Genomic DNA, 12,401 nt, shown 5'->3' with positions numbered 1-12,401 from the left:
TTCGATGAATTAAAATTCCGGGAGATTTGTCTTGAAGCTATCGGTGATCGAAATACCGATGTTATCATCAACGATAATAATGCCCCCGTAGGCAATCGGTTTGTTGTTTGCAAGAACAACGGCATCGTCATCCGCACCGGCATCAAGTTCGATAACCGCGCCACGCCCCATTTTCAGAAGCTGGTGAATTGGCATGACTGCTTTTCCCAGAACTACCGAGAGTTCCACATCAACGCCTTCAATTGCCTTGTCTTCCTCGCTCATGCCCGTAAATTCCTGTAAACCGAAGATGGGCCATTATCAACCATCAGGGTTAACAGGATATTAAGATGAACAACCACCGCCAAATATTGCTGTTTCGCTGGAAAATGCTATATAGCGAGCATGCAGGAAATTGAATGGAAAATATCTGACGCGCCGATCCCCTATGAAGAGGCGCTTGCCGCAATGGAGGCCAGAGTTGCGGCCATCCGCGAGGGAACCGCGCGGGAGTTGGTCTGGTTGCTGGAGCATCCCCCGCTTTATACCGCAGGGACCAGCGCAGATGCCGCAGATCTTAAAGACCCGAACCGATTCCCCGTTTATAACGCAGGCCGCGGCGGACAATATACTTATCATGGCCCCGGACAGCGTATCGCCTATGTTCTGTTGGACTTAAAGAAGCGCAATGCGGATATCCGCGCCTATGTGCAGGATTTGGAAGACTGGGTTATCGAGTTACTCGCGCAGTATCAAATCAAGGGCGAAAAACGCTGTGAGCGGGTTGGCGTCTGGGTGGACAGGGGGTTTCGCGAAGACAAGATCGCGGCAATCGGCGTGCGTGTGCGTCGCTGGGTGAGTTTTCACGGGATCTCAATCAATGTCGATCCCGACCTCAGCCATTATGAAGGAATTGTCCCCTGCGGCATTGCCGAGCACGGGGTGACGTCCCTTGTCGATCTGGGAATTCCGGTCAGCATGGCGGAAGTCGACATGGAACTAAAGGCTGCCTTCAATCGGGTCTTTTTAGAGAACGGCGACCTCGGCACACTCGTGACCGAAGCCGCCTGATAGCTTATTCGAATTCCAGAATAACGTCGTCCACCGCCAGGACATCACCTGCGCCTGCTTTCACGGCGGAAATCACGCCATCCTGCTCGGCACGGAGAATATTCTCCATCTTCATCGCCTCGACCACAGCAAGTGCCTGACCGGCCTTTACTTCATCGCCTTCACTGACATTGACAGCGACGATTATCCCGGGCATCGGGCAGAGAAGATATTTCGACATATCCGGTGCAATCTTGACCGGCATTATTTCCGCAAGCGCCGCCGCATTTGGCGTCCGGACAGAGAGATCAACTTCTGCACCACCATGAGTCAATCGGATAGCCCCCCGGAAGAGTGAAAGCTGAGCAATCATCTTGACGCCATTGACCTTGGCCTTGATGCGCCGCTTGCCCGGTTCCCATTTGGAACGAACCACAATGACGCGACCCCCGATCTTCACCTCGATGCCGCCTTTCGCATCTTCTGCCGAAACCACTACGGACTTTTCCTTGCCTTCGCTCACGACCCATTTCGTGGCTGTCTTCTCAACCACATGCTTCAGTGATCGACTGACGGAGCGTAAATGGACAAGCGTAGCAATGGCGACAAGATTCTCATAGGTTTCATCGCTAAGCGGCGCACCGTGGAACCCTTCGGGATATTCCTCGGCAATAAAACCAGTCGTGAGATTACCCGCCTTGAAACGCGGGTGGTTACAAACCGCATTCAGGAAATTGATGTTATGGGCGATACCGCTCACTTCATAAGCATCAAGCGCCCGGCCCATTTCCTCAATCGCCTCATCACGATCCTTACCATAGGTGACCAGCTTGGCGATCATCGGATCATAGAACATGGTAATCTCGGAACCTTCGGTCACACCGGTATCAACCCGGACGTTATCCCCCTTCGGCACCTTGTAGCGGCTCAGGCGACCAATGGAGGGAAGGAAGCCCCGGTAGGGGTCCTCGGCATAGAGGCGGCTCTCCAGGGCCCAGCCAGTGAGCTTGATGTCCTTTTGCTTCAGGCTCAACTTCTCGCCATAGGCAACTCGGATCATCTGCTCGACGAGATCGATCCCTGTGATCAGTTCCGTCACCGGATGCTCCACCTGCAAGCGGGTGTTCATCTCCAGGAAATAGAAGCTCTTGTCGCTGCCGACGATGAACTCGACCGTTCCGGCAGAATGATAATCCACCACCTTGGCCAGCGCGACCGCCTGCTCCCCCATGGCTTTACGCAAATCTTCATCAACGAAGGGGCTTGGCGCCTCCTCGATTACCTTCTGGTGTCGCCGCTGGACGGAACATTCGCGTTCCCCCAGATAGAGACAGGTTCCATGCTTGTCCGCCAGCACCTGAATTTCGATATGGCGCGGATCGACGACGAATTTCTCGATAAAGATACGGTCATCGCCGAAGCTGCTGATCGCCTCATTCTTGGCTGACTGGAAACCTTCGCGTGCTTCCTCGTCATCATGGGCGATCCGCATACCCTTGCCGCCACCGCCAGCGGATGCCTTGATCATCACAGGATAACCGATCTCCTTGGAGATTTTGACGGCATGCTCCGCATCTTCGATCAAGTCCATATGGCCCGGCACGGTATTGACGCCGGCGTCCAGCGCCAGCTTTTTGGACGCAATCTTGTCACCCATAGAAGCGATGGCCTTCTTGCCCGGCCCTATAAAGGCAATCCCCGCCTCATCCAGCGCATCGGCGAAAGCCTGATTCTCAGACAGGAAGCCGTAACCCGGATGCACGGCTTCAGCGCCGGTTTCCTTACAGGCACTGATGATTTTCTCAATAATGAGATAGCTTTCGGCGGCGGCAGACGGTCCGATATGCACGGCCTCATCCGCCATCTGCATATGAACGGCGCCATCATCCGCGTCAGAATAAACAGCCACAGTCTTGATGCCCATCGCACGGGCGGAGCGGATAACACGGCAGGCGATTTCGCCACGGTTGGCTATCAGGATCTTTTTAAACATTGTTCTTTCCCTTTACCTTCGACCCTATAGCGGAATATTGCCGTGTTTTTTCCACGGATTTTCCATTTGTTTGTTTTTTAGCATACGCAGTGATGTGGTGACACGATGCCGGGTATTATTAGGCATGATCACGTCATCGATAAATCCGCGATGACCGGCGACGAACGGATTGGCAAAGCGAGCCTGATATTCATCGGTACGCTTTTGTATTTTTTCTTCATCACCAATCTCGGAGCGGAAAATAATCTCCACGGCACCCTTGGAGCCCATCACAGCAATTTCCGCCGATGGCCAGGCATAGTTGACGTCGCCGCGCAAATGCTTGGAGGCCATCACATCATAGGCCCCGCCATAGGCTTTGCGGGTAATCACAGTAACCTTCGGCACCGTCGCTTCGGCATAGGCATAGAGCAGCTTTGCACCATGCTTGATAATGCCGCCATATTCCTGCGACGTGCCGGGCAGGAAGCCGGGAACATCGACAAGGGTGACGATTGGAATATTGAAGCAGTCACAAAAACGAACAAACCGCGCCGCTTTCTTGGAGCTATCGATATCCAGGCAGCCAGCGAGAACCATCGGCTGGTTGGCTACGATGCCAACAGTCTGCCCTTCCATCCGGCCAAAGCCGGTAATGATGTTCTTCGCAAAATTCGGCTGAATTTCAAAAAAGTCGCCTTCATCGACCAGCTTCTCCACCAGTTCCATCATGTCATAGGGCTTGTTGGCATTGGCGGGAACCAGCGTGTTAAGTGATTTTTCCTTGCGATCCGGATCATCGAAGCTGTCCCGAACGGGCGAGGATTCCAGGTTGCTGGAGGGGAGAAAATCGACAAGACGGCGAACCTCCGTCAGGACTTCCATGTCATTGTCATAGGCGTTGTCGGCAACAGATGACTTGCTGGTATGTGTACTTGCGCCGCCAAGCTCTTCCGCTGTCACAGTCTCGTTCGTGACCGTCTTGACCACGTCCGGCCCCGTCACAAACATGTAGGAGCTGTCGCGGACCATGAAGATAAAGTCTGTCATCGCCGGGGAGTAAACTGCACCACCCGCGCATGGCCCCATGATGACCGAGATTTGCGGTACAACACCGGACGCCATCACGTTACGCTGGAACACCTCCGCGTAGCCCGCGAGACTGTCAATTCCTTCCTGAATGCGAGCGCCACCAGAATCATTGAGGCCGATGACCGGAGCACCGACCTGAACAGCTTTATCCATGATCTTGCAGATTTTCTTGGCGTGGTACTCAGAGAGGGAACCGCCGAATACGGTGAAGTCCTGACTGAATACAAACACCAGCTTGCCATTAATCGTGCCGTGGCCGGTAATAACACCATCGCCTGTGACAGTTTCTTCCTGCATGCCGAAATCGACGCAGCGATGCTCGACGAACATATCCCATTCCTCGAAGGATCCTTCGTCGAGAAGCAGGCTGATCCGTTCGCGCGCGGTAAGCTTACCCTTGCTATGTTGCGAGTCGATCCTTTTCTGACCGCCGCCGAGCCGCGCTCTGGCCCGCTTCTCTTCAAGCTGCTGAATGATGTCCTGCATGTCCCCTCCTCAGGTAATAATGCCGCTTAATTTCAGAAAGCGCTCGCTTGCTGCAAGGCTTTTCTTGTTATTGTTCCGCCGATTAACAGCTTCCGCATCTGACCCCCAGAATTCCATCATATGGGTTTCGTCAAGTTCGCTGATCTCAAACGCCTCTTCCGCCGTGATACGCCCATCCAGCAACGCGAGCGCGATCACCAGAGAGCCACACAATGAAGTTATATTATGAAGTGGCGCAAGCGTCATATCATTTTGTGCCGCCACGACATCCCGCATCCGCGCTAATGAGTCTTCCGGCTGCTGTATATGCATGATGCCTTCACAGGTTTTAAGTGAAACCTTGTGGCGCTGCTCGACCCATTCCAGCATCGGGTCCCAAGCCGCCAATTGCCGCTCCACCAGATTTTGCGGGTGTGTCGCGCGATAGCAGACGAGGTCGGTCCCGCCATAGTTTGCGATTTCCTCAATCACCTTATTGCGCTGCGGCGTGACCCGGTCTATGGCCGTGGCCGCCGCCTGCATAAGCGGCATTGTCGATGGATTGATTTCAGTTTCCTGCGCATCCCATTCTTCAGCAATGGCGGCAGCAAGTGCGTGGGTTGGCAGGCGCAAATGCGCCTTGGCCGGCGTTTTAATCACCCGCCCGTCAAGCTGAACGGAGTAAGCCCCACCCTCTTCTTCTGCCGTCACTTTTTTGTAAAAGCGTTTCATCCCTGTTCGCTTTCGCGCCTTTAACCTAACAGTCGTTTGGCTTATAGCGATTACGCAAGAAAAAGCAAGGTTAGACTTGGTTTTTTTGATGAACCTTCACGTTGCGCTCACAATTTCCGGCAGTTCATCAAACCGATTGATCAGCTTCTCCGCGCCACTTTCCAGCAGTTCGGCATCATCATGATAGCCCCAAGTCACGCCAATCCCGCGGCATCCGGCATTTTTCGCAAGCATCATATCAAAGCTGGTGTCACCAATCATAAATGTTCGCCCCGGCAACGCACCAGCGGCTGTCATTGCCTTCTCCAACATCTGCGGATGCGGCTTGCCGGGGTTATGATCGGGTGTCTGAAGAGAACCAAAATAACCATCGAGGCCATGCTGCTCAATCACCGCTTTCACACCGCGCATCGATTTCCCCGTGGCGACTGCCATGGCGATATTTCGGCTTGCGAGATATTCCAACACCTCACACACGCCATCAAACAACGGCTCGTGATGATCCGCTTCCAAACGCCGATGAAAGAACGCCTGTTTGTAGCCTTTGACAATTTTCTCCAGATGAGTATCACTCAAAGGGGTTTGCGCCAGATGGCGCACCGCCACATCCGGATTGAGACCGATAGTTCGGCGAATATCAAGGTCTGCTGGAGAAGGCAGGTCCGCATCTTCAAACGCCACGCGCATACAGGCGATAACATTATGTGCACTATCAACCAACGTGCCGTCGCAATCGAAGACCACGAGAATATCAGATGCATTTGTCATCTATACCTGCCGTAAAAAAGAGCCGATGAAAAAATCACCGGCCCTGATCAACTTACTGATTTTGCGAACGGTTTACCGCGCTTGTAATCGCCTTGAGAGAGGCCGTTACAATATTCGCATGACGGCCAACACCGAAGATCGGTTCACCCTTGTCATCGCGCATTTCAACATAGGCCACCGCCACCGCGTCAGAACCAAACCCGGTTGTATGCTCGCGATAATCATTGACCTTGAGGTCAAAGCCATAAGAGTCCTTAAGGGCCGACATATAGGCATCTATCGGACCGGTCCCAATACCCTCGACCGTGCGTTCCTTACCCTTCTCGCGGATGGTCGCGATCAGTTTGCGCCGCTCGGATGCGTGGGTATCCACTGTCGTCTGATGATCGACAAATTCAATATCACCCTTAGCGTTGAGATACTCATTTTCGAAAATTTCAAAGATCGTCGCAGAGGAAAGCTCCTTCCCTGTCTCATCGGTCACGCCCTGCACCACCTTGCTGAGTTCAACCTGTAACAGACGCGGAAGTTCAATCCCATAGTCTTCCTCCAGCAGATAGGCCACACCGCCCTTGCCCGATTGGCTGTTGACCCGGATCACCGCGTCATAGTTACGACCAAGGTCGGCGGGATCAATCGGCAGATAAGGGATCGCCCAAAGTGGATCGTTTGATTTTTTCATCGCGCCGAAGCCCTTCTTGATCGCGTCCTGATGCGATCCGGAGAAGGCCGTAAAAACCAGATCGCCGCCATAAGGATGACGCGGATGGACCGGCAGTTGGTTACAATATTCGACGGTGCGGACAACCTCATTAATGTCACTGAAATCGAGCTCGGGATCAACGCCCTGCGTGTACATATTCATGGCGATATTCACCACATCGACATTGCCGGTGCGCTCGCCATTGCCAAACAGGGTGCCTTCCACCCGGTCGGCGCCTGCCATGATGCCAAATTCAGCGGCAGCAACACCGGTGCCCCGGTCATTATGCGGATGCAGGCTCAACAGGACCTTGTCCCGATCAGGCAGATTGCGGTGCATCCATTCAATCTGGTCCGCATAGACATTAGCGCTCGCAACTTCGACAGTCGCAGGCAGGTTGATGATAATCTTGTTGTCGACCGTCGGCTTCCAGATATCCATGACGACCGAGCACACTTCGCAGGCATAGTCGAGTTCCGTCTGGGTAAAGCTTTCCGGAGAATATTCCATCTGCACCAAGGTTTCCGGCATTTCATCGGCAAGCTGTCGAACCAGTTTCGCACCTTCGATTGCGATTTGCTTGATGCCAACCTTATCGAGATCGAACACCACCCGGCGCTGCAAGGTAGAGGTTGAGTTATACAGATGCACAATCGCCTGCTTGGCACCTTTGATACTTTCGAAAGTGCGGCGGATCAGCTCTTCACGTGCCTGGGTCAGCACCTGAATTTTCACATCATCGGGAATTTCCCCTTCGTCGATCAGGAAGCGGACAAAATCGAAATCCGTCTGGGAAGCAGAGGGGAAGCCGACCTCGATTTCCTTGAAGCCAAGCTCCACCAGATGGCGGAACATGCGGAGTTTACGCTCATGCCCCATGGGTTCAATCAGCGCCTGGTTACCGTCGCGCAAATCCACGCTGCACCAAATCGGCGCCTTATCAATCACCTTGGTTGGCCATTGTCGATCTGGAATATTAATCGGCTCGAATGCCTTATATTTGTCGCCGGGTGTGAATGTCATTTTTAGAATTCCTCTTGTCTCGATTGGACGCCATGCGCCCCTTGTTTCTCATATACTCAGTTCAATGCAGCCTGCATACGGTCCCCGGACGCCGCGCGTATCCGAACGACCGCCTGGAAGTCGAGAGAGCCCCCCGGAGGAGTGAAGACACTCTTCCCGCCATGAACCGTTTAAATTTTCAGAGATGGTCGACCCAGAGGTCTTCATTACACACATTCGTTTATCCGACAATTTTGAGAATAGGACAGCTTTCGCTCCGGCACCAAGTTCAGAGTGCCGGGCCAATAAGTCGTAGGCTCAGTAGTCGGTTCGAATTCATCATGCGTGAAAATCTAGTCATTCCAAGCCATTAGTCAAGCCAAAAGCGGCAAAATCCGTGCCCATGAGCCTAAAACTCGATATCCAGGAACGGATCTTCATAGTCATTTTCCTGAAAACCGAACAGCTTCCAGCTCTCGGCCATATGTCGATCCAGCGGCGCAGATACCGTGACATCCCCCCCATCAGGATGCGAGATCGTTATCTCCCGCGCATGCAGATGCATTTTCTTGCTGACAATCCCGTCCAGGAAAGCTTCCGTGCCGCCATATTTGCCGTCGCCAACGATCGGCGTGCCCAGCCCCACCGCATGAACACGAAGCTGATGCGTGCGTCCGGTGAGTGGCTTGAAGGCGACCCAACAGGCCTTTTGTGCAGCGACCTCAACAACGGAATAATCCGTGACTGCCGTCTGCCCTTCCCGATCGACAACGACCTTCTCTCCGTTAGAGGTAACAATTTTGGCAAGGTTATAGCTGATTGTTCCTTCATGCGGTTTTGGCACACCGACAAGCAGGGCCCAGTAAATCTTGCGCGTTGTGCGGCGTTTGAATGCTTCCGCCAGATGCTTTGCCGCCTGCCTTGTCCGGCCCAGCACGAGGACGCCAGATGTATCTTTGTCCAGACGATGTACGAGACGTGGCTTTTCCGGATAGTCAAACCGCAACCCTTCCAGCAGACCGTCGATATGGCGGTTCTGACCACTACCGCCCTGAACCGGAAGACCGGCCGGCTTGTTGAGGACAATCACGGCATCATCCATATGCAGGACCATCTGCCGGATGTCGGCGATATCCCTATCGGAGAGTTTCTCGGCTTGCGTCACGCGCGGGCCTCTTGCTTGCACCGGTTTGTAGACATCATCCGCCAGAGGCGGTACCCGTACTGTCTGCCCTGCCTCAAGACGATCATTCGCCTTTGATCTTTTCTTGTCGACCCGGATATCCCCCTTACGAAGAAATTTTTCGAGTTGCCCGTGGGTAAGGCCCGGAAAATGTGCCTTGAACCAACGATCGAGCCGTTGATCCGCTTCGTCCTCGCTCACGATAAGATGTTGAACCCGGCTCATTACAATACCGCCCGCATTAAATGAAGCCCGGCGAACAGCCCGGCAATAGATAGAAAAACTGACATTAAAACATAACTCACCGCCGAGAGTGTCTCCCCCTTCTCCACCATCAACGCAACGTCGAGAGAGAAAGCAGAAAAAGTCGTAAAGCCGCCCAGAAAGCCTGTCACCAGCAAAACGCGCATTTCCGGAGAGGGAGACCAGCGCAGCGCAATCAGTTCGATCAACACCCCCATCAGGAAAGAGCCGACGATATTCACAAGTAAGGTTCCATAAGGGTAGCCCGGCCCTAGCTGTCGCAGCATGATTTGTGCGACGCCGTAACGCGCGCAGGCACCCAACGCGCCGCCGATTGCCACTGATAGGAACATATTCATTTTTTTGTCTTTCCGGCCTGCTTCTCCGCCCTCAGTCTCGCCCAATATTCAAGGCGCTTCTTTATGTCGCGCTCGAACCCGCGCTCAACCGGAGAATAATACTGCTCGCGCTTCATTTCATCGGGAAAATAGCTCTGCCCCGAAAATCCATCTTCCGCATCATGATCATAGGCGTAGTCTTTTCCATAGCCCAGATCCTTCATCATTCCCGTCGGCGCGTTCAGGATATGTTTGGGCGGCATGTGGGAACCATGCTTGCGTGCCGCCTTCTTGGATTGACTAAAGGCACGATAGGCGGCGTTGGATTTCGGCGCCGTGGCGAGATAGATCACCGATTGCGCAATCGCGAGATCGCCCTCCGGTGAGCCGAGGAATTGATAGGCGTCCTTTGCGGCATTAGCCTGCACTAACGCGTTGGGATCCGCCATGCCAATATCCTCTATCGCGAACCGAACGAGTCGCCGCGCGAGATAAAGCGGATCCTCCCCGCCATCCATCATACGCGAGAACCAATAGAGCGCCGCATCCACGTCGGAGCCGCGCAAGGATTTATGAAGTGCACTGATCAGGTTATAATGACCGTCACGGTCCTTGTCATAAGCTGGTGCGCGTTTGGAAATAACCTGAGATAGCGCCTCAGTGTCGAGCATCTCCTCGCCTGAATGAAAAACAGCCTCAACCATATTCAAGAAAAACCGTCCGTCCCCATCTGCAAGCTGCAGGAGTGCCGTCTTCGCCGCCTCATCAAGCGGGATGGGCCGACCTTCCAGTTCCTCCGCCCGTTCCATCAGGACACGAAGAGAATCCTCGTCATGGCGATTAAGGACCAACACCTGACAGCGTGAGAGCAAGGCGCCATTCAACTCGAACGACGGATTTTCCGTGGTCGCGCCCACCAGCGTGATCGTGCCATCCTCCACATAGGGCAGAAAGCCATCCTGCTGGGAGCGATTGAAGCGATGAATTTCATCGACGAACAGAAGAGTTCTTTTGCCATCCTGTCGCCGCATCTTTGCCGCCTCGAAAGCTTTGCGCAAATCCGCCACACCGGAAAAGACGGCGGAAATCTGCTCAAAATGCATATCCACTTCCTTGGCGAGCAGCCGTGCGATTGTCGTCTTGCCCGATCCCGGCGGACCCCAGAAGACAATCGACGCGAGCCAACCAGCATCCAGCATACGTTTGAGCGGCGCGTCCTTTTTCAAAAGATGGTCCTGCCCCACCACCTCCTCAAGACGGGAGGGGCGCAACCGGTCCGCCAGCGGCCGATGGGACACATCGTCGGGCAGACCCGCATCAAACAGGCTGGTCATAAACTAACCTTGAAAGACAATGTTCGCCCGTTCCGGCGAATCGCAATCTGCCAACTTCCTTGGGCGGATTCTAGCACGCGTTTTGCCTGTTCGATATCCGTGATTTTTTCCCCGTTGACCCGGAACAGAATATCCCTTGGCCGCAAACCATATCGTTCCGCAACACTTCCCTTCGTCGTTGCGGCAACAACAACGCCTTCCGAGAAAGCGGAGAGACCCAGCTCCAGCGCATAGGCCGGCGACAAATTTCCCACCACTGATCCTGACAAAGGGTGGCGACCGGTCAATGTTTCTATACTGCGCGGTGGGATTTCCGGTGCGGGCTGCAGGTTCATCTCCAGCGTCATCCGCTTCCCATCCCGATAAACAGCGAGCCGCGCAATCTTGCCGATAACACTGGACGCAACCCGAAAGGTAAGCGTTTCTGGACCGAGAATTTCCTTGTCATCGATGGAGACGATAACGTCTCCCACCCGGAGACCCGCCTGATAGGCAGCACCATAAGGATGGACACGGTTAATCAGCACTCCGCCCGGCTTTTCAAGGCCAAGACCATCGGCGACGTCGCCGGTAATCTCCTGCCCGCTCGCGCCGAGCCAGGGACGCACGACCTTCCCAGTTTCAAGACCGTTGATAAGAACGGCTTTCACCAGATTGGCGGGGATGGCAAACCCGATGCCGAGGGAACCACCGCTCTTACTGAAAATTGCCGAATTAATGCCCGCGATTTTCCCATCCATGGTCAGGAGTGCACCGCCGGAATTACCGGGGTTGATGGCGGCATCTGTCTGGATAAAAGACTGAATATCATTGGCAACTCCCGCGCTTCTGTCGAGCGCGGAAATAATGCCGCTCGTTACAGTTTGGCCGACGCCGAAAGGGTTACCAATGGCGATGACAAGATCGCCGATCTCAAGAGTGTCAGAATCGGAAAATTCCAGAAAAGGAAGCCTCTCTCCCTCCACATCAATTTTCAGGATCGCAAGGTCCGTCCGCTCATCCGAAACAATCAGGCGGGCATCAAACTCACGACGATCGGAAAGCGCCACGGTGATTTCATCGGCACCACTGACAACATGATAATTGGTTACAATAACCCCCTCACTATCCACCAGCACACCGGAACCCAATGAATTCTGGATTTGCTGGCGCTTTCGCTGTGGGCCAAAATTGTCACCAAAGAACCGTTTGAAGAAAGGATCATCGAACAAGCTCGGCCTGGTCTGGGTTACACGCGTCTTGGTGAAGATATTGACAACCGCCGGCACCGCCTTCTTCACCAACGGAGCAAAGGACAACATAATCTGTGCTTGGCTTTGCGGGACCGCATCCTCAGCCTGCACTGGGGCATTGAACCCAACAAAAACCAATAGAAAAATGCCGGATGCAATCTGCCGGATATATCTTTTCATGCCTGTAAAAACCGGTTCCATGAGAATTTCAATATGTCTTCGTATAAATGCCCATACTAACGCGTTTTTCAAGCTGTTGTCAGCTTGGCAGCGATCAGGGCGAAAAAAAAGGCAGCCCCGGGGACTGC

General features: G+C 53.8%; 11 protein-coding genes. 1 reads left to right on the top strand and 10 read right to left on the bottom strand.

Annotated elements, in window-relative coordinates; all coding sequences use genetic code 11:
• Window positions 1–9 precede the first annotated feature (9 nt).
• On the bottom strand, window positions 10–264 hold the full coding sequence (locus LKE13_RS07505; protein ID WP_227949798.1) for a FliM/FliN family flagellar motor switch protein: 255 nt from the start codon (window positions 262–264) through the stop codon (window positions 10–12).
• A 120-nt stretch (window positions 265–384) separates the two neighbouring features.
• Between LKE13_RS07505 and lipB the strand changes: the two genes are divergently transcribed.
• Window positions 385–1,050: a lipoyl(octanoyl) transferase LipB gene (gene lipB / locus LKE13_RS07500; RefSeq protein ID WP_227949795.1), complete on the top strand. Its 666-nt coding sequence runs from the start codon at window positions 385–387 to the stop codon at window positions 1,048–1,050.
• 4 nt (window positions 1,051–1,054) lie between these two features.
• On the opposite strand, the gene LKE13_RS07490 is transcribed toward lipB, so the two are convergent.
• From LKE13_RS07490 to LKE13_RS07450, 9 genes are all read right to left on the bottom strand, one after another.
• The gene (locus tag LKE13_RS07490; RefSeq protein ID WP_265334814.1) at window positions 1,055–3,022 is read right to left on the bottom strand and encodes an acetyl/propionyl/methylcrotonyl-CoA carboxylase subunit alpha; all 1,968 of its coding nucleotides are present in this window, start codon (window positions 3,020–3,022) and stop codon (window positions 1,055–1,057) included.
• Between the two features lie 24 nt (window positions 3,023–3,046).
• Window positions 3,047–4,579, bottom strand: a complete 1,533-nt coding sequence (locus LKE13_RS07485) for an acyl-CoA carboxylase subunit beta (protein ID WP_227949793.1) — start codon at window positions 4,577–4,579, stop codon at window positions 3,047–3,049.
• Window positions 4,580–4,588: 9 nt separating this feature from the next.
• The gene (locus LKE13_RS07480; protein WP_227949791.1) at window positions 4,589–5,290 is read right to left on the bottom strand and encodes an ATP12 family chaperone protein; all 702 of its coding nucleotides are present in this window, start codon (window positions 5,288–5,290) and stop codon (window positions 4,589–4,591) included.
• A gap of 96 nt (window positions 5,291–5,386) precedes the next feature.
• A complete protein-coding gene (locus LKE13_RS07475; RefSeq protein WP_227949789.1) occupies window positions 5,387–6,058 on the bottom strand; it encodes an HAD-IA family hydrolase in 672 nt (223 codons plus the stop codon).
• 52 nt (window positions 6,059–6,110) lie between these two features.
• A complete protein-coding gene (gene leuA / locus LKE13_RS07470; RefSeq protein ID WP_227949786.1) occupies window positions 6,111–7,784 on the bottom strand; it encodes a 2-isopropylmalate synthase in 1,674 nt (557 codons plus the stop codon).
• A gap of 388 nt (window positions 7,785–8,172) precedes the next feature.
• Entirely contained in the window at window positions 8,173–9,171 is a 999-nt protein-coding gene (locus LKE13_RS07465; protein WP_227949784.1) for an RluA family pseudouridine synthase, read from the bottom strand.
• Entirely contained in the window at window positions 9,171–9,548 is a 378-nt protein-coding gene (crcB, locus tag LKE13_RS07460; protein WP_227949782.1) for a fluoride efflux transporter CrcB, read from the bottom strand. The genes LKE13_RS07465 and crcB overlap by 1 nt, the downstream gene beginning before the upstream one ends.
• Window positions 9,545–10,861, bottom strand: a complete 1,317-nt coding sequence (locus LKE13_RS07455) for a replication-associated recombination protein A (protein WP_227949780.1) — start codon at window positions 10,859–10,861, stop codon at window positions 9,545–9,547. Before LKE13_RS07455 ends, crcB begins: the two co-directional genes overlap by 4 nt.
• Window positions 10,858–12,294, bottom strand: a complete 1,437-nt coding sequence (locus tag LKE13_RS07450) for a Do family serine endopeptidase (RefSeq protein WP_227949778.1) — start codon at window positions 12,292–12,294, stop codon at window positions 10,858–10,860. Before LKE13_RS07450 ends, LKE13_RS07455 begins: the two co-directional genes overlap by 4 nt.
• Window positions 12,295–12,401: the final 107 nt, after the last annotated feature.

The organism is Sneathiella sp. HT1-7 (genome assembly GCF_020731145.1).
In the GTDB taxonomy this organism is placed as follows: Bacteria; Pseudomonadota; Alphaproteobacteria; order Sneathiellales; family Sneathiellaceae; genus Sneathiella.
Note: the sequence above shows the minus strand (reverse complement) of the source record. Positions and strands in the feature narration are given on the sequence as shown.